This window comes from Bacillus sp. GM2 (assembly GCF_056155945.1).
Genome location: NZ_JBRKSZ010000008.1, coordinates 140,042 through 162,542, shown reverse-complemented (window position 1 = coordinate 162,542; position 22,501 = coordinate 140,042). Strand labels below are relative to the sequence as shown.

The window sequence follows — 22,501 nt, the reverse complement described above, 5'->3', positions numbered from 1 at the left end:
CTCCTGTTTAAAAACAGCCGGGCGCTGAATCAATCAAAAACTGCATAAGGATCGAGTCTGCCGGAAAAACCGGCAGCTCTTTTTGATTTATATTTTGGAAAACGACAGCCGCGCCACCGCATCATGCATGTGAATCGATTCTTCGTTCCGGCATTCGATCTCAAAGGCGGAGATCCAGTTCATTTCGTATAAGTCGGCAGCCGTTAAGCGGATGACGTCTTCTACAAATCTTGGATTTTCATAAGCCTGTTCAGTCACTCTTTTTTCGTCGGGCCTTTTTAAGAGGGGATGGAGCTTTGCGCTTGCGTTCGTTTCCGCTGCGGCAAGAAGCTCGGTTTTGAAATCGTCCGGCATCTCCGCCTGCTCATTGATATGTGCGGTGATCTTGATTATGCCGCGCTGGTTATGGGCGCTGTATTCGCTGATTTCTTTTGAACACGGGCAGAGCGTCGTCACATGGGCCGTGATGCCGACGGTTTGTGAAAAGCCTTTGTTTTCATGATAAGAGACTGTCATATGGATATCGGCGTGCATCAATCCTGACAGTTTGGTTTCCGGGCTAAGGCGCTCGAAATACCATGGAAAACTGACAGAGACGGATGCGCTTTGCTGTTCCATATTGTCGGCTAAATCCTTTGCAAAATCTTTCAGTGTATGGACATCAATCGTCCAGTTTGCTTCGTGATAGCGCTGCAGCTGTTCTGTCAGGCGGCTCATATTGATTCCTTTGCGGTCGCGCGCAAGGCTCGTCGTAAAGGAAAAAGCGCCGATCGTCGTTTGTGTAAACGGCTTGAGCGAGGAAGCAATCAAAATCGGATGCGAAACGTTTGAGACACCGACATGGTCAATGTCAAAAAAATAGTCGTTCGGTGTATTTTGAATATCCTTCATCTGTTCTTTATCAGTCGGTTTTATTCCTTTCACGGCTTCGACAGATCCGAAGCGGCGGTGGCGTTCGGGTTTTGCGGGCAAATGCAGTTTGCGTTCCATTGATGAGACCCCTTTCTGTGGTAAATCGAAATAGTTACTATTTATTTTGAGGCAATGCTGTGATAAAATCAAGTGGTCATGTCTAAAGCATGCAATTTAAATCGAAATGATTTCGTTTAGGGAGTGGTTGTTATGCAGCATAGCGAAATCGTCATTGTTGGAGCGGGACCCGCAGGTATTGGAATGGGGATCGTTCTGAAAAAACTCGGTTTTCAATCGTTTACGATTTTGGAAAAAGACCGTGCAGGAGCTTCATTCCGAAGCTGGCCTGAAGAAATGAAACTGATAACACCGTCCTTTACCGGGCAGGGATTCGGAGCTTTGGATTTAAATGCTGTTGCTCCAGGAACATCCCCTGCCTTTACTTTTCACCGCGAGCACTTGAGCGGGCGGGAGTATGGAAATTATTTGTCGCTTTTGGCCGATCATTTTCAGCTTCCAATTCAAGAAGGCACATCGGTTCGCAGCGTTCATAAAGACGACGGCGGTTTTTCAGTTGAAACTAATAAAGGCATGATGAAGGCCAAAGACGTTATTTGGGGAGCCGGTGAATTCCAATTTCCGAAATATTCGTTTCACGGTGCGGAGATTGGCATCCACAACAGCAAGGTCGCCAGATGGAGCCAATTTGAAAAAGCTCATTATTACGTGGTAGGCGGCTATGAAAGCGCAATGGATGCGGCGGTTCAGCTGGCGTTCTATGGCAGCGATGTGACGGTTGTGATGCCGAATTCGCTCAGCGAAAACGCTGAAGCCGATCCAAGCCGGTCGCTTTCACCTTATACATGGGAGCGTCTTGAAGATGCGTATGAAAAAGGGCAGGTTCAGTTTTTGGAAAAAGCCGTTGTAGAAAAACTGGCGGCAAACGGACCAGCCTATGATTTATATTTGTGTGACGGGAGGAAAATCCGCTCGGAAACACGGCCGGTTATCGCGACAGGCTTTCATTCCGGGACAAAACAAATCGAGCATTTGTTTGAATGGGGAGAGAACGGCAAGCCGCTTTTAACGAATGAAGATATGTCGACCGTGACGGACGGTCTTTATTTAATCGGGCCGAGCGTTCAGCACCAAAACGCCGTCTTTTGTTTCATTTATAAATTCAGACAGCGATTCGCCGTCATCGCTGAGCGTTTGCTGAAAAAACGAAAGTTTTCGATCGATGAAAAGGTGCTGACAGAATACAGGGAAAATCAAATGTTTCTCACGGATTTGAGCTGCTGTGAGGTGCAGTGTGAATGCTGAAAGAGCCAACGCGGCGGCAGCGCATGCTCTTCATCGGACTCGAATCAGTCGGAAAAACAACGCTTTTTTCCGCGATCACTGATCATAGAGCAGGGGAAGCAGCCAATGTGAAAGGATCGACGATATTTGCGGCTGAACGGGAGGTCAAAAGCCTTCCGGGCTGGCAAGCCATTGATACACCGGGCATTCGCGAGGATGACAGCGTGTCGAAAAGAGCGCTGAAAAAAGAGATCGAAAAGGCCGATGAGGTGATTGCCGTCTTGCGCGGCACCCATTTTTCAGAAGAGCTGAACGCGGTCTTGGACCTGATTCCGCCGGATGCCAGGCGCGTCTGCTTTATCGTTACGTTTCAGGATAAAATGACGGACACCATGCGCCGGACGCTTTCTGAGCAGGTCGCCAAGCACAGTCTCCCGATCCTGCTGGTTGATACGAGAACCGTGACAGACGATAAAAAAGAGCGGATCATCGCTTTTTTAAGAAAAGAGGCTGAATTTCATCCGCTGAAACGGAGGCGGATGAAACAGATTGAACTTGAAAGTGTGGCTGTTCAGCAGTTTGTGTTTCATCGTCCCGTAGTTGGGCCTGTTGTGAGCACTGCACTTTTATGTTTGTTATTTATGGCGCCGATCGTATTGGCTTATCATACATCAGAGTGGATGCAGCAATACGCGGACGAATGGGCGGTTGAACCGCTCCAAAATGCGGTCGGCGGCTTGCCGTCATGGCTGAGCGCGGCATTGGCGGGGAATTATGGCCTGTTATCCCTCGGTATTTACTCGTTTGTTTGGGCGTTTCCTGTCGTTTTGTTTATGTCTATAGCAAATGCGGCAGCAGATGATTCGGGTTTAAAGGACCGGATCGTTGATTCACTGGACCCGCTGATGCGGAAGATCGGTCTGAATGGCCGTGATTTAGTTCCGCTTTTGACCGGATTTGGCTGCAATGTCGTTGCCGTTCAGCAGACGCGGTCGTGCAGCATGTGTACGAGAAAGCGTTGTGTATCATTTATTTCTTTCGGATCAGCGTGCAGCTACCAAATCGGTGCGACGCTGTCGATTTTTCATGCTGCGGGAAGGGAGTGGCTGTTTATCCCTTACCTCGCTGTTCTTGTTGCCGCAGCAGCCACTCATAACCGGATATGGTATCGCATCGATCAGAAATGGGCCGCTTACTTCGAGCGCCGGCAAACGTTTTTACAGATGCCGTCCTGGAAAGGGATTGTCTTTCGAGTAAAAGAAGTGCTTCAGCAATTTATCTTTCAGGCGATGCCGATCTTTCTCATCATTTGCCTGGCGGCGACAGTATTGAATGAACTCGGTGTCATCCGTCTTGTGACATTGCTTGTCTCGCCTGTTTTAAGCCTGTTCGGCGCTCCGGAGGATGCGGCGCCGGGCCTAGTTTTTTCTCTGATCAGGAAAGACGGCATTCTCTTGTTTAATGAAGGGAATGGGGCGCTTCTTGATGTTCTGCCGGGGGCAACGCTCTTTCTGCTCATTTACTTGGCATCGACTTTTACTCCATGCATGGTGACGGTTTGGACAATTGCCAAGGAACTGGGGATGAAAACGGCGGCAGGCATTATGGGAAAACAGATGGCCACTTCAGTCGTTTCGGTTTTGATCATCATGATCATCTGGAAGCTGACGCTTTGCATTTTTAAATGAATTGTGATGAAATAAAATATAAATCGTAATAATTACGATTTGATAAGAGGAAGGAGAATGAAAAAATGAGTAAAAAGATTCCTGTAACAGTATTAAGCGGATACTTGGGGGCGGGTAAAACGACGCTGCTTAATCACATATTGCAAAACCGCCAAGGGCTGAAAGTCGCCGTTATCGTTAATGACATGAGCGAAGTCAACATTGACGCCGGGCTTGTCAAGCAAGGCGGCGGCCTGTCGAGGACGGATGAAAAGCTGGTCGAAATGTCAAACGGCTGCATTTGCTGCACACTCAGAGAGGATTTGCTGGTTGAAGTCGAAAAACTGGCGAAGCAAGGAAATATTGATTATATCGTGATCGAATCGACCGGTATCAGCGAACCGATCCCGGTCGCTCAGACGTTCTCTTACATCGACGAAGAATTGGGCATAGATTTGACCCGATTCTGCCGCCTGGACACAATGGTCACGGTTGTCGATGCTAATCGCTTTTGGCACGATTTTCAGTCGGGGGACAGCCTGCTGGACCGGAAAGAGGCTGTCGGTGAAGAGGATGAACGCGACATCGCCGATCTGCTCATCGATCAAATCGAGTTTTGCGATGTTCTGATTTTGAATAAATGCGACCTTGTCTCTGAGGAAGATCTGAAAAAGCTTGAGAAAGTGCTGAAAACGTTGCAGCCTAAAGCAAACATCATCAGAGCGGTCAAAGGAGAAGTCGATCCGAAGGTCATCTTAAACACCGGTCTCTTCAATTTTGACGAAGCAAGCGGTTCAGCAGGCTGGATCAGGGAATTAAACGAAGGACACCACCAGCATACGCCTGAGACTGAAGAATACGGAATATCTTCGTTTGTATACGAAGCGCGCCGTCCTTTTCATACCGAGCGGTTTTATAACTGGATTCATTCGCTGCCGGAAAACGTCGTCAGGGCGAAAGGAATCGCCTGGTGTGCGACGCGCAACAGCCTTGCCCTTTTGATGTCGCAGGCGGGACCTTCCGTGTCGCTGGAACCGATCTCTTATTGGGTGGCCGCGCTGTCCAAGCCGGAACAGGAACAAATCCTCACACAGAACCCTGAGCTATTAAAAGAATGGAATGAAGAATTCGGAGACCGCCACACAAAGCTCGTCTTTATCGGATTGGATCTGTCCCCGTCAGAAATTACCGCCGAAGCGGATCGCTGCCTTTTGACAGATTCGGAGATGGCGGACGACTGGTCGCTATTATCTGACCCGTTCGATTGGCAGATTGAAAGAGCTAGATAAATGAATTCCACATTAAGACAAAAGAGATATCTCTTTTGTCTTTTTTTATTTCAAACAAACCCGGTGATTTGTACACCATGTTGACATATCAGGAAAGGAATACTAATATTTTATTGTAATGTTAACTTAAATTATTTATAGGTTAACATATAAGTGCGGTGTTTAGAGGGGGGATGAAAGCATGAAAGGGGAAGCGTATTACAGTGTGAGAATGAGAGCCTCCGAGAATGGTCCCCATGAAGAGGGGGGAAACACATATCCGGAGGAGAGCGGCTTGCGCCTTTTATCGGTTTAAAGGATGCCGTCAGCGATTTATTGGAAAAAGCATTGTCTCATTCGCGGGGCAAGCCGGACTTTATGCAAATTCGCTTCGATCTTGTAAACGAACCGATAAAGTTTGTTCAGCCTCTGCGCATTGAAACGAATGAAACAAAATCAGCGGAAGAAGGACAAGCGCTTGCCCGTGAGCTGATCAGCCGCGCCGGCGTACCGAAAAACGCGGTAGACAAAGCGTTTCAAGGCATTGCCGAATACTCGGACGTAAGGGGCGCCGTTTTGGTTGACATTCATTCAGGCCGGAGGATTGACGGAAGAAAACAAAAAGGAGTGCGCGTCTCACGGCTCGATTGGCCGGAAGCCGATTTTCAAAGGTGGGCGGCTTCGTGCGGAATGCCGCCAAATCCGCGGTTGAAAGAGGCGCTTGCTATCGCTTCTAAGGTATGTGAGCACCCGGCTGTCGTCGCCGAATTATGCTGGTCGGATGACCCTGATTACATAACGGGCTATGTTGCCGCTAAAAAGTTAGGTTATCAGCGGATAACAAAGATGAAAGAGCATGGAGACGAGAGCGGCTGCCGGATTTTTTTTGTTGATGGATTAGCAGATATCAAGAGCTGTATAGACGGTTTGGAAAAACAGCCTGTATTCATTCGGTCGGGAGGTAAAACATGAATCAATCATTCGTTGAAAAAAGCAAAAAATATCTTTGGCTACCTTTTACACAAATGAAAGACTATGACGAAAACCCGCTGATCATCGAAAGCGGAGAGGGCATCAAGCTGAAAGATATCGACGGCAGAGAGTACTATGACGGATTTTCTTCCGTATGGCTCAACGTCCATGGCCATCGCAAGAAGGAACTGGATGAAGCCATCAAAAAACAGCTCGGCAAAATCGCTCATTCGACATTGCTGGGGATGACAAATGTTCCGGCGACAGAGCTTGCCGAGGTGTTAATCAAGATCACGCCGGAAAAGCTGACGCGTGTTTTTTATTCGGACAGCGGCGCTGCAGCAATGGAAATCGCGCTGAAAATGGCCTTTCAATATTGGAAAAACATCGGCAAGCCGGAGAAACAAAAATTTATTTCGATGAAAAACGGCTATCACGGCGATACGATCGGCGCTGTCAGCGTCGGTGCGATCGAGCTCTTCCACCATGTATACGGGCCGCTTATGTTTGAAAGCTTTAAGGTAAATGTTCCTTACGTATACCGCTCGAAAAGCGGCAACCCGGAAGAGTGCCGCGATGAATGCCTCGCAGAACTCGAACGGCTCCTGAGCGAGCGGCACGGTGAGATCGCCGCGCTGTCGGTCGAATCGATGGTCCAAGGGGCATCGGGGATGATCGTGATGCCTGAAGGATATTTGGCAGGCGTCCGGGAGCTTTGCACGAAGTATGACGTTTTAATGATTGTCGATGAAGTGGCGACAGGATTCGGACGAACCGGGAAAATGTTTGCCTGTGAGCATGAACGTGTTCAGCCGGACTTGATGGCGGCAGGAAAGGCCATTACCGGAGGCTATTTGCCGATCGCCGTAACGTTTGCGACAGAGGAAATTTATCAGGCATTTTATGATGACTATGACAAACTGAAAACGTTTTTCCACGGCCATTCTTACACGGGGAACCAGCTTGGTTGCGCTGTTGCGCTGGAAAATTTGCGCCTGTTCGAATCGGAAAAAATCGTCGCTCAAATTGCCGAAAAGTCGAAAATACTGGAATCGCTTTTTCATGATCTGGCAGCGCTCCCTCATGTCGGCGACATCCGCCAGCTCGGTTTAATGAGCGGGATCGAGCTCGTTCAGTCGAAAGAAACGAGGCAGACTTATCCGCCTGAAGAGCGAATCGGATACCGGGTGTCTTTGAAAATGAGAGAGCTTGGCATGCTGACGAGGCCGCTCGGGGATGTTATCGCATTTCTTCCTCCGCTCGCCAGCACTGCCGATGACCTGCGTGCTATGGTGTCCATTATGAAAGAAGCGATTCAAGAGGTTACAGGCTGTGCACATTGACGAATGGCTCAGCAGCCGGCTCGCAAAGACGAAGGCAGCCGAGCTTTACCGCTCGCTTAAACCGCCTCAAGCTGACGCGGAAGCAAAACGTACGAATTGGGCGTCAAACGATTATTTGAGCCTGGCGAACGACAAACGGCTGATTCACGCCGCAGAAACGGCGCTCCGCCGCTTTGGAGCCGGAAGCACAGGATCAAGGCTGACGTCCGGCAATACCAAATGGCATGAAAAGCTTGAGCGGAAAATCGCCGGTTTTAAGCAGACAGAAGCCGCTCTCTTGTTTTCAAGCGGATATTTGGCCAATATCGGCGTGCTTTCGTCTTTGCCTGAAAAAGGAGACGTCATATTAAGCGATCAATTGAACCATGCGAGCATCATCGACGGCTGCCGCCTTTCAAAAGCTGATCCGGTTGTTTACCGCCACACGGATATGAATGATCTTGAAGAAAAACTCCGTGCCGCACAGAGCCGTGCACGCCGCTTTATTGTGACAGACGGCGTGTTCAGCATGGACGGTACAATTGCACCGCTTGACGAAATCATGCTCCTTGCCAAGCGGTACCGGGCCTTTGTCATCGTTGATGATGCCCACGCAACAGGGGTTTTGGGAGAAGCCGGCAGGGGAACGAGCGAGTATTTCGGCGTCTCCCCAGATGTTGTGATCGGCACGTTAAGTAAAGCTGTAGGCGCGGAAGGCGGCTTCGTCGCGGGCTCTAAAGCATTGATCGATTTTTTGCTGAATCATGCGAGAACGTTTATCTTTCAAACGGCTGTCCCGCCCGCAAGCTGTGCGGCGGCATGCAAAGCTTTTGACATCATCGAAGATAGCCGGGATAAACGCCGGCTTTTGCAATCATCGGTGACCACGATCAAACGGGGTCTCGAGGATATCGGGTTTACGGTCAAAGGAGAAGATACGCCGATCATACCCGTTATGATCGGAGACCCTCTAAAAGCCGTTCGATTTGCAAACGGCCTCAAGGAGAAAGGGATTGATGCCCCGGCCATCCGCCCGCCGACTGTTGCGGAAGGAGAGAGCCGGATCAGGCTGACTGTCACCGCAGACCGCAGGTTAAGAGATATTGAAGAACTATTAGAGGGGTTTAAATTAGTGGGAAGAGAGTTGAACTTGCTGAAATGAAGGGTTTTTTTGTAACGGGAACAGATACGGGAGTCGGGAAGACGTTTATCGCTTGCGGCCTTGCCGCTTTGTTGAAAGAGCAGCAAGTTGATGTCGGCGTGTTTAAGCCGTTTTTGAGCGGCGAGCTCAACAGCGATCCGCAGAGTGATACAGCACTTTTGAAGAACAGCTCTGAAACGTCTCTTACTAATGAGGAGATCACGCCTTTTGTGTTTAAAGAGCCGCTTGCACCTTACACAGCTGCGAAGCTCGAAGGGAGGACCGTCGGGCTGGAAGAAGCCGTGAACCATTGGAAAAAGATAAAGGATCGGCACGATTGCTTCATCGTTGAAGGGGCAGGCGGGATTGTGGTGCCGCTCGGAGAGGATTATTTCGTCAGCGACTTGATCAAAGCGCTCGATTTGCCGGCTGTCATTGTGGCGCGCCCCAATCTCGGAACGATCAACCATACGTATTTAACCGTCCAATACGCAAAACAAATGGGGATACGCGTGATCGGAATCGTGATCAACGGCATCAGCAGCCGGCCCGGACTTGACGAACAGACGAATCCGGACATGATTGAAAGATTTTGCGGTGTGCCGCTCCTCGGCATTACGCCGAAGCTTGAAGACGCTTCACCAACACAAATTCACCACATGATCAAGGAGCATGTCGATGTTTCCTTGATTATGAATCAAATGCAAATGGGGGCAGAAACATGAATCAATGGATGGAACTTGCAGAACGGGTGCTGGATGGCGGAGAAGTAACTGAAAAAGAGGCGCTTTCCATCTTGGAATGTCCGGATGACGACGTTCTCCTGCTTATGCATGCTGCATTTCATATCAGAAAACGCTACTACGGAAAAAAAGTGAAGCTCAATATGATCATGAATGCAAAATCCGGACTTTGTCCGGAAAACTGCGGCTACTGCTCGCAGTCTTCAATATCAAAAGCGCCGATCGACAGCTACCGGATGGTCGACAAAACGACCTTGCTTGAAGGTGCAAAGCGTGCGCACGATTTAAATATCGGAACGTACTGCATCGTGGCGAGCGGCAGAGGCCCGTCCAACAGAGAAGTCGATCAAGTGGTCGGCGCCGTTAAAGAAATTAAAGAAACGTACGGCTTAAAAGTCTGCGCATGCCTCGGACTGCTAAAGCCCGAACAGGCCGAGCGGCTGAAGGAAGCCGGAGTGGACCGGTACAATCACAACATCAATACATCAAAAAGCAACCATTCAAACATTACAACGTCCCATACGTATGATGACAGGGTGAACACTGTGGAAACAGCCAAAAAATCCGGAATGTCCCCATGCTCGGGCGTCATTGTCGGGATGAAAGAGACGAAGCAGGACGTCGTCGATATGGCGAACAGCTTAAAGGCGCTTGATGCCGACTCCATTCCGGTTAATTTTTTGCATGCGATCGACGGGACTCCGCTGGAAGGAGTCAGTGAATTGAATCCGTTGTATTGCTTAAAGGTTTTGGCTTTGTTCCGCTTTATCAACCCGACAAAGGAAATCCGCATTTCAGGGGGGCGAGAAGTCAACCTCCGCTCCTTGCAGCCGTTGGGGCTGTATGCCGCCAATTCGATCTTCGTCGGAGACTATTTAACAACGGCAGGGCAGAATGAAACAGAGGACCATAAGATGCTCTATGATTTAGGATTTGAAGTCGAATCGGTGGAAGAAATGAAAGACAGTTTACAGCAGTAACACGGGGGAGATGTAACATGACGACAGAACTGCACGAGGCAGGGCCGCGTCTGAAACCGGATTCGGATTTTTGGAGAGATCCATATTTGTTTTACGATAAACTCCGGTCCGTTCATCCTGTATATAAAGGAACCGTTTTAAAGCATCCGGGATGGTATGTCACCGGATATGAAGAAGCGGCGGCAATTTTGAGGGACGCGGCATTTAAAAACCGCGTTCCTCTCCCTGAAGCCTCTACAAAATATGAACAACTTCACAAATTGCAGCGGAATATGTTGCTGTTTCAAAATGAGTCCGGCCATAAGCGGATGCGGACGATTGTCGGCAAAGAATTCATGCCGCAGAAGGCGGCATCTTTCCGTCCTGTTATAGAAGAAACCGTCCATGAATTGCTCGATCAGCTTGAAAACAAGAAGTCGGCGGACATGGTATCCGAATTTGCCTTTCCTTTGGCAAGTCTTATCATTGCCGGCATGCTCGGCGTCCCCGCAGAGGAAAGATATCAATTCAGGCAATGGACGGCTGATCTCATTCAAACGATCGATTTGACCCGCACACGAAAGGTGCTGGCAAAAGGCGGGGATACCGTTGCCAAGCTGACGGCTTATTTTAAAGATTTGATTGAAAAACGAAAAGCTCATCCTTCTCAAGACTTGATCAGCACATTCGCCGGTCATGAGCAGCTCGCCGAAGATGAAGTGCTTGCGACGTGCATTCTGCTTGTGATTGCCGGGCACGAGACGACGGTCAACCTTTTGACGAACGGATTGTTTTTGCTCATCAACCATCCCGGCCAGCTCAGCGCGCTGAAAGAAAGTCCGCTGCTGATTGAGTCAGCCGTCGAAGAATGCCTGCGCTATGAAAGTCCGACACAGCTGACAGCGCGCACCGCGTCAAAGGACTGCGAAATCAACGGGAAAGTGATCAAAAAAGGAGACCACGTATACATCCTTTTAGGCGCCGCCAACCGCGACCCAAAGATATTTCAAAACCCGCATGTATTTGACATCACGAGAAAACCGAATCCGCACCTTGCCTTTGGAGCCGGTGCACACGTATGTTTAGGCTCGGCATTGGCGCGGCTCGAAGCGCAAATTGCCATTCCCGCACTGTTGGAGCGGCTGCCTAAGTTGAAGCTTGCTTCAACAGACATTCCATTTCGCAGGTTAATCGGCTTTAGATCGCTGGCCGAGCTGCCTGTCATCCTCAATTAAAGACAAAAAAGGGCTGGCTTACAGGTGCCGGCCCCTTTTAATCTTTCTTTTCATTTTGCGTGATATAGGTTTCCAGAAGCGCTTTTAATTCTTTAACCTCCGCGCGCAGTTCTTTGATTTCTTTTGTATCCTCTTTCAGCTCGCCTGTCTCATCTTCTATTTCCTGAGAAATTTTTTGTGCATTATTCACGATTTCCCCGACGATCAAGTTGATCATAATGAAAGTCGCAATGACGATAAATGAAACGAAATAGAGCCATGACCAGCCGCTCTCGGCAAAAATCGGCCTGAATATGCCGCTTGCCCACGATTCGAGCGTGAAGGTTTGGAACAGTGTCAGAAGGCTGAGCTGCAAGTTGCCGAAGTATTCCGGTGCGATGGCAGAAAAGAACATCGTTCCGATGACGGCGTACACGTAAAAAATGATGCTCATTAGGATAATGACGCTGCTGATAGTCGGAATCGCCATAAACAGCGCATTGACGATCCGTCTTAATGAGGGAACGGAAGTGATCGTCCGCAACACCCGCAGCACCCGGAAGATACGGAGAACGCTGACAAAATTCGTGTTGTAAAGAATCAAACTGCCGGCGACGATTACAAAATCAAAAACGTTCCAGTTGTTTTTAAAAAAGTGCTGTTTTTGAACGAATAGTTTAAGAGATAGTTCGATTACAAATATCGTTAAAAACAAGCAATCCACAATAAAAAATACTTTTTGATAAGGTTTAAAGAAAGCGTAAGTTTCCAAACCGATCGAGATTGCATTCAACACAATGACCGTCGTGATGAATGACTGAAACAGCCGGCTTTCAATCAATGCCGAAACTTTGCTTTGAACTGAAAATCGATTTTGATGAGTGTTCACTCTTGTTATTTGTCCTCCTGTTTTGATGTCATTTCTATGATACGTTACAGCAGCAGGATGATGTCAAGTCAGTTCCTTTATTTTTGCATCGAAAAACTTAACGTTTACGTAAAAGTATAAAGGTAGTATAATAGAAAAGAAGAAAAATCTCGGGGGGATATGGACGTGGAGTGGATGAAGATTGATCAAATGGCCAAGCGAAGCGGCCTGACGAAAAGAACGATCCGCTTTTACGAAGAAATCGGTCTGCTTTCTTCACCGAAGCGGACGGAAGGCGGTGTCCGTCTTTACTCTGAAGACGATCTTGAAGAGCTTGAAAGAGTGATCAGCGCGAAGGAAGTGCTGGGATTCTCGCTGCAGGAGCTCCAGCAGTTCATGGAAACGGGCAAGCACTTGGAGATGAATAAAGAAGGATATCTTTTATCGCTGGACAAACGGGAACGAAAAGAAAAGCTTGAAGACATTCAGAGGATGCTGAATGAACAGATGAGAATGATTGATGAAAAGATTGAAAAATTTCAATCATTCAAGAAGCGCTTGGAGGGTATGCAGGCAAAAGCCGAGAATGCGCTTCAATCAATTGATTAAACAAGAAAAACGCTATTTTTATAGCGTTTCTTTATTTGCAAAGAAAGGTTTGATAGATAATGAATGAACAACGACCTGAGAACTCAAGTATGTTTAAACAGCCAAAAGCGGTCTGGGCCGTGGCCTTTGCCTGCGTGATCTCGTTTATGGGGATCGGGCTTGTCGATCCGATTCTGCCGGCGATCGCGCGGCAGCTGCATGCTTCCCCCAGCCAGGTTTCGCTTTTATTTACAAGCTATCTGCTAGTCACAGGTTTCGCCATGCTTTTATCAGGCGCCGTATCGAGCAGGATTGGAGCAAAGCTGACGTTAATCAGCGGCTTGATCCTGATCATCGTTTTTGCAGGCCTGGGCGGGCTTTCGCATTCCATCTCTCAGCTCGTCGGCTTCCGCGGCGGCTGGGGACTCGGAAACGCCATGTTTATCTCAACTGCGCTTGCCGTCATTGTCAGCGTGGCATCTGGCGGAAGCGCAAAAGCCATTATTTTGTATGAGGCGGCTTTGGGATTGGGCATTTCGGTTGGACCGCTTGCCGGGGGAGAGCTTGGCACAATATCGTGGAGAGCGCCGTTTTTCGGCGTATCGGTTTTAATGGCGGCTGCTCTTTTGGCCATCTTTTTTCTTTTGCCGCCTGTCCAAAAGCCGCAGAAGAAAATTTCCGTCAGCGCGCCGATCAAAGCGCTTCGTTATAAAGGGCTATTGACGCTGTCAGGAGCCGCATTCTTATACAATTTCGGTTTCTTCACCCTGCTTGCATATTCGCCGTTTGTTCTTGACTTAAATGAACGGGGCCTCGGCTATGTCTTTTTCGGCTGGGGGCTGTTTCTTGCGATCACTTCCGTTTTCATCGCTCCGGCCGTACAGCGGATCTTTGGAACCGTCCGCTCGCTGATCTTTCTGTTTATGCTGTTTGCAGCTGATTTGCTCGCGATTGGGATTTGGACGGAGCACATGGCGCTCGTCATCGGGGCGATCATCATAGCCGGAGGGATTCTGGGCATGATCAATACGATTTTGACAACAGCGGTGATGGAAGCTGCGCCTGTCGAACGGTCTGTCGCTTCATCTGCCTACAGCTCCATCCGGTTCATCGGCGGGGCCATTGCGCCTTGGATTGCCGGTGTGTTAGCCGATCATTTTACTGCGCATACTCCCTATTTTGCAGGATGCATCGCCGTGCTTGCCGGCATGGCCGTTTTGACTGGAGGCCGCCGTTATTTGGCAGGCATCAAAGCCGGTCATTAATGAAAAAAGCTTGTTTCTTTAAAAGGAAACAAGCTTTTTTGTTTATAAAACTTTCGTAGTCCATGACTCGCAATTCCATGTTTCTGTCGCGATGTCCATATAGAATTCAGGTTCGTGAGAGATGAGCAGGACGGAGCCTTTGTATTCTTTCAAAGCTCTTTTTAATTCTTCTTTTGCTTCAACATCAAGGTGGTTTGTCGGTTCATCGAGTACAAGCAGGTTCGTTTCCGAATTGATAAGCTTGCATAGCCTGACTTTTGCTTTTTCCCCGCCGCTTAATACGGAAACCCTGCTTTCGATATGCTTTGTCGTCAGACCGCACTTCGCCAGGGCCGCGCGGATTTCGTACTGTGTAAAGGACGGAAAGTCGTTCCACACTTCTTCTATGCATGTGTTGTTGTTGGTCTCTTTCACTTCCTGCTCGAAATAGCCGATATGAAGGTGTTCGCCGCGTTCGACTTCTCCCGACAGCGGTGAAATTTCTCCCAGGAGGCTTTTTAGCAATGTCGTTTTTCCGATGCCGTTGGCACCGTACAGAGCGATTTTTTGTCCCCGCTCCATTCTCAAGTTCAGCGGGCGGGACAGAGGTTCATCATAGCCGATGACGAGCTCTTTCGTTTCAAAAATCAGCTTTCCGGATGTTCTTGCTTGTTTAAAGTGAAATTCAGGCTTCGGTTTTTCCGAAGGGAGTTCGATCATATCCATTTTATCGAGCTTTTTTTGCCGGGACATCGCCATATTTCTTGTGCTGACGCGCGCTTTGTTGCGGGCGACGAAGTCTTTCAGCTCTAAAATCTCCTGCTGCTGTTTCTTGTAGGCTGCTTCAAGCTGCTGTTTTTTCACTTCATATACTTCGCGGAATTGGTTGTAGTCGCCGACATAGCGGGTCAGCTCCTGGTTTTCCACATGGTAGATCAGATTGATGACGCTGTTTAAAAACGGAATGTCGTGTGAAATCAAAATAAAGGCGTTCTCGTACTCCTGCAAATAGCGTTTCAGCCATTCGATATGCTGTTCGTCCAGATAGTTTGTCGGCTCATCGAGCAGCAGGATGTCGGGCTTTTCCAAGAGCAGTTTGGCAAGCAGCACCTTTGTCCGCTGGCCGCCGCTCAAATCCGCGACATCCCTGTCAAGGCCGAGATCGTTAAGCCCGAGGCCGCGGGCGATTTCTTCAACTTTTGCGTCAATCGCGTAAAAATCGTTGTTGGTCAGGGCGTCCTGGATCGTTCCGACTTCTTCGAGAAGCTTTTCAAGCTCATCGGGGTCGGCCTCGCCCATTTTTGTGTAGATGGCATTCATTTCTTCTTCCATCGCAAATAAATAATGGAAAGCGTTTCTCAGCACGTCGCGGATCGTTTGTCCGCGCTCAAGTGATGTATGCTGGTCAAGATAGCCGACCCGGACCTTTTTGGACCATTCCACTTTTCCTTCGTCAGGCTCAAGTTTGCCTGTAATGATATTCATGAAGGTCGATTTTCCTTCGCCGTTTGCTCCGATGAGACCGACATGTTCGCCTTTCAGCAAGCGAAAGGATATATCATGAAAGATCGCCCGGTCGCCAAAACCGTGGCTCAGCTTTGTGACTGTAAGTAAACTCATGTTTTGCACCTCAAAAAATATAATCTGTATTCTATAAGATTATATCGAACTCAGAGGGAACAATAAAAGAAAAATTGCGCAGCCGCTTTTGTTTTGAGATACTAGGAGCAGAATCAACCTGATAAAAGGAGAAAAACATGACAGAAAGATGGCCATTTTTAAATAAAGCAAAACCGTTTATTCAAGAAAACTGGAAGGCATCGGGCTTTCAAGAGCCGACGAGTGTCCAAAAAAACGCAGTCGATCTGATTTTGGACGGGCGTGACGTGATCGCCGAGTCGCCGACTGGAACGGGCAAAACGCTCGCTTACGTCCTGCCGATACTGGAAAAGCTGAAGGCGGAACAAAAGAACGTACAAGCTGTGATTCTGGCTCCGTCCCGCGAACTTGTCATGCAGATTTTTGATGTGATCGTCGAATGGAAAAAAGGCTCGGATATCAGAGCCGCTTCCCTGATCGGCGGCGCCAATATCAAAAAGCAGCAGGAAAAGCTGAAAAAACACCCGCACATCATTGCGGGCACACCTGGACGCGTATTTGAGGTGATTAAAATGAAAAAACTGAAAATGCATGAAGTGAAAACGATCGTCCTTGACGAAACAGATCATCTGCTTACGCCGGAGCATCGCGGGACGATACAAAGCATCATCAAATCGACGCTCCGCGACAGGCAGCTCCTCTGTTTTTCGGCGACTTTAAAAGACGACGCCGAACGCGAGCTCCGCGGCATGACGGCAGAAGCGGAAGTTCTCAGGATCAAGAGGTCAAAAGAAGAATCTGCAAAAATCAAACACCAATTTCTCGTATGCGACCAGCGGGATAAGGTAAAGATCCTGCAGAAATTCTCGCGGTTTCCAGGCATGCAGGCGCTCGTCTTTGTCAAAGACATCGGCAATTTAAACGTGTATGCCGAAAAGCTTAAATTTCATCATGTCGACATCGGCGTCCTTCACAGCGAGGCGAAAAAAATCGAGCGCGCCAAAATATTGCAGGCATTTGAAGCAGGCGAATTCACGCTGCTTCTCGCGACCGATATCGCAGCGCGCGGAATCGACATCGAAGATCTCCCTTATGTCATCCACGCTGATTTGCCAAACATTGAAGGCTATATCCACCGGTCGGGAAGGACGGGAAGAGCGGGGAATGAAGGAACCGTGATCAGCCTTGTCAACCGCATTGAAGAGGAAAGGCTGAAAAAGCTGGCGAAGAAGCTTGAAATCCCGCTTCAGCGGATCGTGTATGAAAGAGGACGGATTATTGAAAGATAAGAAAGAGGCCTGCTGCCGGCAGGCCTCTCAGCTTGTCGACAAAGTCACAAAAAAGTGGCTTGATCGACAAGCTTTTTTTGTTAAAATGTGTGTGGAATCTAATTTTTGGAGGTTTTACCATGTTGACCAAACACTCTAAAGATCAGCGTGAACAGCTTGAAGTCGTTGCCTTAAGTGAGCTTGTACCTGAAGACCATTTGGTCAGGAAGATGGAAGAAGCCATTGATTTTTCATTTATTTATCAAAAAGTTGCCCCTCTTTATTCTTCAAAAGGGCGTCCAAGTATTGATCCTGTTGTACTGATTAAAATGGTGCTCATTCAATACGTGTTTGGTCATCGCTCCATGCGCGAAACCATTAAGCGAATCGAAACTGATGTAGCCTATCGCTGGTTTATTGGATATGGATTCTCTGAAAAAATCCCTCACTTTTCAACCTTCAGTAAAAACTATGAACGTCGCTTTCATGACACAGACCTATTTGAAACAATCTTCTATAGGATTTTACGTCAGGCCATGGATCTCGGCCTCGTCGATCCTTCGGTTGCCTTCATCGACAGCACACATGTCAAAGCGAATGCCAATAAGAAAAAGTTTGTGAAAAAGATCGTAAGAAAAGAAACAAGAGCTTATCAGGAACAGTTAGATCAAGAAATTAATGCCGATCGCGAAGCCAACGGCAAAAAGCCCTTAAAGCCCAGGCAATGCTCAGAAGAACGAGAAATAAAAGAAAGTACAACAGATCCTGAGAGCGGCTATTTTGTAAAGGGTGAACGGGAACGCCTTTTTGCTTATGGTTTTCATACAGCTTGTGACCGGAACGGATTTGTGCTGGGGACGGTTGTTGAGCCTGCCAATATTCATGACAGCCAAGTGTTCACGACCCTGTTTCAACAAGTGAAAGAGCGCGTCGCCAAGCCTCATACGGTCGCAGTTGATGCCGGATACAAAACACCGGTTATCGCAAAATTTCTTCATGAAGAAAACGTTCGCCCTGTTATGCCTTACACGCGTCCGCAAACCAAAAAAGGATTCATGAGAAAACACGAGTATGTTTACGATGAATTTTATGATGTCTATATCTGCCCGCAAGACCATATTCTCTCCTATCGCACAACCAATCGGCAAGGTTATCGAGAGTATGCTTCAGATCCAAATCGATGTAAACAATGTCCATTACTACATACGTGTACAGAAAGTAGAGATCATCGAAAGATGATTCACAGACATATCTGGCAGGATCATTTAGACGAAGCTGATCATCTTCGGCATACGGAAGAGAATAAACAAATCTATGCCAAACGTAAAGAGACGATCGAACGAGTTTTTGCCGATTTAAAACATAAGCATGGCTTGCGCTGGACAACCTTACGGGGAAAGAAAAAATTGTCCATGCAGGCGATGCTTGTTTTCGCTGCCATGAATCTGAAAAAGCTGGCGAATTGGACCTGGAAAGGTCCTAACCGCCAGCCTTCTGATCGAAATAATAGAATAAAATGGACAAAAACAGGTCGGATTTTTAAAATCCGACCTGTTTTGTCAACGGTCTGAGAGGCCTGCTGCCGGCAGGCCTCTTTTTTAATGAATGCTCAGGCATTGTCGGAATCGGCGACTTTGATCAGCTGTTTGCCGAGGTTTTTTCCTTCAAACAAGCCTAAAAATGCCTCAGGTATCCGCTCGAAACCTTCTGTTATCGTTTCCTCATATTGAAGCTGTCCGCTTTTTACCCATTCGGCGAGCTGTTTGGTTCCTTCAGGAAAGCGGTCCCTGTAATCGTTGACGACAAATCCTTTCATCAGGGCGCTTGTTTTAATTAAGGCCGTTTGTACACGCGGCCCCATATCATCTTCTGCGCTTTTGACGTTATAAGAAGAAATCGCCCCGCAAACCGGAATTCGTGCAAACTTATTGAGCAGGGTGAAGACGGCATCTGAAATCGTGCCTCCAACGTTGTCAAAGTAAACATCGACACCGTCCGGACAAGCTTGTTCAAGCGCTGAAGCCATATTTTCCGTTGTTTTATAATTGATTGCTTCATCAAAACCGAGCTTTTCTTTTAAGTATGCCGTTTTTTCGTCAGAGCCCGCAATACCAACGACTCTCGCCCCTTTAATTTTGGCAATTTGTCCGACAGCGGAGCCGACTGCTCCCGCGGCCCCGGAGACAACAACTGTTTCGCCAGCTTTTGGCTGTCCGATGTCCAGAAGCCCGAAATAAGCCGTCAAACCGGTCATGCCGAGAATCCCAAGAAAAGCGGTAACAGGCGCGAGGGACGGATCGATTTTCTGCAGATTGTCTTCGCGAACCGCTGAATACTCCTGCCAGCCCAAGCGGCCCAAAACAATGTCCCCTTTTTTGAGCTTGTCTCCTTTTGCAGATATCACTTCGCCGATCACGCCTCCGGTGATCACTTTATCAAGCGGAAATGGCTCGACATAGGATTTCGTGTCCTGCATTCTTCCCCTCATATAAGGGTCCACTGAGACATAAAGCGTTTTTACAAGCGCTTCACCGTTTTTTGCTTCCGGAATATCCGTTTCTTTTATGCGAAAATCGTCCATAACAGGTATGCCCTGCGGACGTCTTGCGAGTTCAATTTGCTTTTGCGGCATAATGATTCCTCCTTTTACTTATAACTTACCACGTAAAAAAGAGGTTTAGCAAAAGATCAGCGGGTTGCATGAAAGGTTTTCTTCAGCACAGAATCGGGCAGAAAAAGATGAAAAACATCAGCATTTCTTTCATTTAAAAGGTATTGATTGGCATTTTCTCTCGAAAATTGAAACATGTCTTTTGTGATAAAAGGAAGCAATGACAGGAGATATGAAGAGAGGAGGTCTTCGGTGCTGCTCGCCGTTCTCCTTTCTTCCGGATCGCCGATGTTCATGATGATTGAAAAGACGTAATCGATATTGATGCCGAATCGTCTGGCGGCAAAAGATTCAAATCGATGAGTATCAGCTTCTTGATGACCTTCTCTTGAAAAAATCTGCTTGACCAAATCGCTAATGATCCATGCGTTATACTGCTGTTCCGGTGAAAAATAATACACGCTCCAATCACCCCATCTAAAAAGCCTTGTCTATTTGTTAATGTACCTGAAATGGCAACCCTTTCAAACGTATGATCTGAAAATTTATAACAATTGTAACATTGAAATGAAAATGTCATGACAGAGCATTCATCCGTTTAGCCGCGTGAACAAAGGGTAAGTCTTAAATACAACATGAAAAAAGGGAGGAGATTCATATGAAACCGGTAGTAAGACAATATACTAATGATGAAAAACTGATGAAGGATGTTGAGGAACTCAGGGAAATCGGAGTTGCAAGAGAAGATATTTACGTTCTGTCACATGATGACGACCGTACTGAAAGACTCGCGGACAACGCGGATGCCAATACGATCGGAGCCGAAGAGACAGGCATTAAAAATGCCGTCGGCAATATCTTCAACAAAAAAGGGGACGAACTCCGCAATAAAATTCATGAGATCGGCTTTTCAAAACAGGAAGCAGAACAATTCGAGAAGCAGCTTGATGAAGGAAAAGTCCTCCTCTTCGTCACGGATCATGAAAAAGTGAAATCCTGGGTATAACATGAGACTGCCGACAAGGTCGGCAGTTTCAGCGTGTCGAGAAACCCTCGCATTCGTTGTCAGGCCTGCGCGTCGGTGCTCACGAATTCCAACATTCGCTGCGCTCCGATGCTCGGCCTTCCTAGACTGCAAGGGTTTTCAATCACGCTGAAGGGATGACAAAATCCCAAAACAAAAAGTCGTTTTGGGATTTTGTCAAAAATCTGAGACTGCCGACAAGGTCGGCAGTTTTTTTAATAAAATAAAATTTGAATGATAGCAGGAAAGGAGTAGAATAATAAACGAAAACGATATGAATGGAGGAAAAGGTTTTGGCTAAAGAAAAAGATGCAGAACAAAAATCGGCATTGAACATCATTCCTCTTGCGGTCACGATTTTAGTCGGAGCGGTGATTTGGTTTATTCCGTCGCCCGCCGGATTGGACCCGAAAGCATGGCACTTATTTGCAATCTTTGTGGCAACGATTATCGGCTTTATTTCAAAACCGCTGCCGATGGGGGCAATCGCCGTATTCGCATTGGCGGTCACGGCGCTGACCGGAACGCTGTCGATTGAAGAAACGCTCAGCGGTTTTGGAAACAAGACGATTTGGCTGATCGTCATTGCCTTTTTTATTTCACGGGGATTCATAAAAACCGGTTTAGGTGCGCGAATCGCCTATTTATTTGTGCGGATGTTTGGCAAAAAAACACTCGGACTCTCGTATTCACTTCTTGTCAGCGATTTGATTTTGTCGCCGGCGATCCCGAGTAATACCGCACGGGCCGGGGGAATTATTTTTCCGATTATCCGTTCGTTATCCGAAACTTTTCAGTCAACGCCCAAGGACGGCACGGAACGGCGCATTGGCGCTTTCTTGCTGAAGGTGGGCTTTCAGGGGAACTTGATCACTTCAGCGATGTTCTTAACGGCTATGGCGGCAAACCCGCTGATTGCCAAACTTGCCCATGATGTGGCAGGTGTGAATCTGACCTGGACAAGCTGGGCTGTGGCGGCCATCGTCCCGGGACTTGTCAGCTTGATCATCACCCCGCTTGTCATTTATAAACTGTATCCGCCTGAGGTGAAAGAAACACCTGATGCGGCGAAAATCGCAACAGAGAAGCTGAAAGAAATGGGCCCGTTCAAAAAATCGGAACTCTCGATGGTCGCGGTCTTTTTGCTCGTCCTTTTTTTATGGATTTTCGGAGGAAACCTGAAAATTGACGCAACGACAACGGCATTGATCGGTTTAGCCGTCCTGCTTTTGACACAGGTTCTGACGTGGGACGATATTAAGAAAGAGCAAGGCGCATGGGATACGCTGACATGGTTTGCCGCGCTCGTCATGCTGGCGAGCTTCTTGAATGAACTCGGCATGGTCGGCTGGTTCAGCGATGCGATGAAATCGTATGTTTCAGGATTCTCCTGGGTCAGCGCATTTCTCATTTTAATTGCGGTTTACTATTATTCGCATTATTTCTTTGCGAGTGCAACCGCTCATATCAGCGCGATGTACTCGGCCTTTCTCGCCGTGATTATCGCTGCAGGCGCTCCGCCGCTCCTCGCAGCATTAAGCCTTGCGTTTTTCAGCAACCTTTTTGCTTCGACGACACACTACGGAGCTGGAGCGGCACCCGTCTTTTTCGGGGCCGGCTATATTCCACAAAGCAAATGGTGGTCAATCGGATTTATCTTGTCGATTGTTCATATTGTGACATGGCTTGTTGTCGGAGGGTTGTGGTGGAAATTTTTGGGTATATGGTAAAATGAAGGGCAGGAGAGATCCTGTCCTTTCTTTTATGTCCATTTCGATGCTGTTGATTTGAAATTCCAC

Annotated in this window: 19 protein-coding genes and 1 pseudogene; 15 read left to right on the top strand and 5 right to left on the bottom strand. The window is 47.8% G+C overall.

Annotation, left to right across the window (positions count from 1 at the left end; genetic code table 11):
• Positions 1-87: 87 nt before the first annotated feature.
• Positions 88-990 carry a GTP cyclohydrolase FolE2 gene (gene folE2, locus ACVC9U_RS15640; protein ID WP_075755017.1) on the bottom strand — a complete coding sequence of 301 codons (903 nt, stop codon included), beginning with the start codon at positions 988-990 and terminating at the stop codon, positions 88-90.
• Between the two features lie 132 nt (positions 991-1,122).
• Here folE2 and ACVC9U_RS15635 point away from each other — a divergent pair, with 132 nt between their 5' ends.
• The 9 genes and pseudogenes from ACVC9U_RS15635 (at position 1,123) to ACVC9U_RS15595 (ending at position 11,521) form a co-directional block, all read left to right on the top strand.
• Positions 1,123-2,235: an NAD(P)/FAD-dependent oxidoreductase gene (locus tag ACVC9U_RS15635; protein WP_075755019.1), complete on the top strand. Its 1,113-nt coding sequence runs from the start codon at positions 1,123-1,125 to the stop codon at positions 2,233-2,235.
• Entirely contained in the window at positions 2,229-3,902 is a 1,674-nt protein-coding gene (locus ACVC9U_RS15630) for a nucleoside recognition domain-containing protein (protein WP_441391274.1), read from the top strand. Before ACVC9U_RS15635 ends, ACVC9U_RS15630 begins: the two co-directional genes overlap by 7 nt.
• A gap of 65 nt (positions 3,903-3,967) precedes the next feature.
• On the top strand, positions 3,968-5,170 hold the full coding sequence (locus ACVC9U_RS15625; protein WP_075755023.1) for a GTP-binding protein: 1,203 nt from the start codon (positions 3,968-3,970) through the stop codon (positions 5,168-5,170).
• 181 nt (positions 5,171-5,351) lie between these two features.
• Positions 5,352-6,137 (top strand): annotated as a pseudogene (gene bioW, locus ACVC9U_RS15620) (6-carboxyhexanoate--CoA ligase).
• Positions 6,118-7,464, top strand: coding sequence for an adenosylmethionine--8-amino-7-oxononanoate transaminase (gene bioA, locus ACVC9U_RS15615; protein ID WP_441391273.1), 1,347 nt, complete (start codon positions 6,118-6,120; stop codon positions 7,462-7,464). The pseudogene bioW and the gene bioA overlap by 20 nt, the downstream one beginning before the upstream one ends.
• Complete coding sequence (bioF, locus tag ACVC9U_RS15610) at positions 7,454-8,605, top strand: 8-amino-7-oxononanoate synthase (RefSeq protein ID WP_441391272.1); 1,152 nt, start codon at positions 7,454-7,456, stop codon at positions 8,603-8,605. Before bioA ends, bioF begins: the two co-directional genes overlap by 11 nt.
• Entirely contained in the window at positions 8,602-9,309 is a 708-nt protein-coding gene (gene bioD / locus ACVC9U_RS15605; RefSeq protein ID WP_441391271.1) for a dethiobiotin synthase, read from the top strand. Before bioF ends, bioD begins: the two co-directional genes overlap by 4 nt.
• Complete coding sequence (gene bioB / locus ACVC9U_RS15600) at positions 9,306-10,307, top strand: biotin synthase BioB (RefSeq protein WP_441391270.1); 1,002 nt, start codon at positions 9,306-9,308, stop codon at positions 10,305-10,307. Before bioD ends, bioB begins: the two co-directional genes overlap by 4 nt.
• Positions 10,308-10,324: 17 nt before the next feature.
• Positions 10,325-11,521, top strand: coding sequence for a cytochrome P450 (locus ACVC9U_RS15595; RefSeq protein ID WP_441391269.1), 1,197 nt, complete (start codon positions 10,325-10,327; stop codon positions 11,519-11,521).
• Positions 11,522-11,558: 37 nt separating this feature from the next.
• Here ACVC9U_RS15595 and ACVC9U_RS15590 read toward each other — a convergent pair whose 3' ends face one another.
• Positions 11,559-12,389 carry an ion transporter gene (locus tag ACVC9U_RS15590; RefSeq protein WP_145651942.1) on the bottom strand — a complete coding sequence of 277 codons (831 nt, stop codon included), beginning with the start codon at positions 12,387-12,389 and terminating at the stop codon, positions 11,559-11,561.
• Between the two features lie 165 nt (positions 12,390-12,554).
• Between ACVC9U_RS15590 and ACVC9U_RS15585 the strand changes: the two genes are divergently transcribed.
• The gene (locus ACVC9U_RS15585) at positions 12,555-12,977 is read left to right on the top strand and encodes a MerR family transcriptional regulator (RefSeq protein ID WP_003179703.1); all 423 of its coding nucleotides are present in this window, start codon (positions 12,555-12,557) and stop codon (positions 12,975-12,977) included.
• Between the two features lie 59 nt (positions 12,978-13,036).
• Positions 13,037-14,221: an MFS transporter gene (locus ACVC9U_RS15580; RefSeq protein ID WP_441391268.1), complete on the top strand. Its 1,185-nt coding sequence runs from the start codon at positions 13,037-13,039 to the stop codon at positions 14,219-14,221.
• A 42-nt stretch (positions 14,222-14,263) separates the two neighbouring features.
• Here ACVC9U_RS15580 and ACVC9U_RS15575 read toward each other — a convergent pair whose 3' ends face one another.
• Entirely contained in the window at positions 14,264-15,820 is a 1,557-nt protein-coding gene (locus tag ACVC9U_RS15575) for an ABC-F family ATP-binding cassette domain-containing protein (protein WP_441391267.1), read from the bottom strand.
• A 137-nt stretch (positions 15,821-15,957) separates the two neighbouring features.
• On the opposite strand from ACVC9U_RS15575, the gene ACVC9U_RS15570 reads away from it, so the two are divergent.
• Complete coding sequence (locus tag ACVC9U_RS15570; protein WP_441391266.1) at positions 15,958-17,088, top strand: DEAD/DEAH box helicase; 1,131 nt, start codon at positions 15,958-15,960, stop codon at positions 17,086-17,088.
• 119 nt (positions 17,089-17,207) lie between these two features.
• The gene (locus tag ACVC9U_RS15565) at positions 17,208-18,638 is read left to right on the top strand and encodes an IS1182 family transposase (RefSeq protein ID WP_016886315.1); all 1,431 of its coding nucleotides are present in this window, start codon (positions 17,208-17,210) and stop codon (positions 18,636-18,638) included.
• 38 nt (positions 18,639-18,676) lie between these two features.
• Here ACVC9U_RS15565 and ACVC9U_RS15560 read toward each other — a convergent pair whose 3' ends face one another.
• Together ACVC9U_RS15560 and ACVC9U_RS15555 are read right to left on the bottom strand one after the other, a co-directional pair.
• Positions 18,677-19,699, bottom strand: coding sequence for an NADP-dependent oxidoreductase (locus ACVC9U_RS15560; protein WP_441391265.1), 1,023 nt, complete (start codon positions 19,697-19,699; stop codon positions 18,677-18,679).
• A gap of 56 nt (positions 19,700-19,755) precedes the next feature.
• Positions 19,756-20,139: a YfmB family protein gene (locus ACVC9U_RS15555; RefSeq protein WP_145651935.1), complete on the bottom strand. Its 384-nt coding sequence runs from the start codon at positions 20,137-20,139 to the stop codon at positions 19,756-19,758.
• Positions 20,140-20,336: 197 nt separating this feature from the next.
• Here ACVC9U_RS15555 and ACVC9U_RS15550 point away from each other — a divergent pair, with 197 nt between their 5' ends.
• Positions 20,337-20,684: a YflT domain-containing protein gene (locus tag ACVC9U_RS15550; RefSeq protein ID WP_003179714.1), complete on the top strand. Its 348-nt coding sequence runs from the start codon at positions 20,337-20,339 to the stop codon at positions 20,682-20,684.
• A gap of 311 nt (positions 20,685-20,995) precedes the next feature.
• Positions 20,996-22,432, top strand: coding sequence for an anion permease (locus tag ACVC9U_RS15545; protein ID WP_075755041.1), 1,437 nt, complete (start codon positions 20,996-20,998; stop codon positions 22,430-22,432).
• The last annotated feature ends 69 nt before the right edge of the window (positions 22,433-22,501 follow it).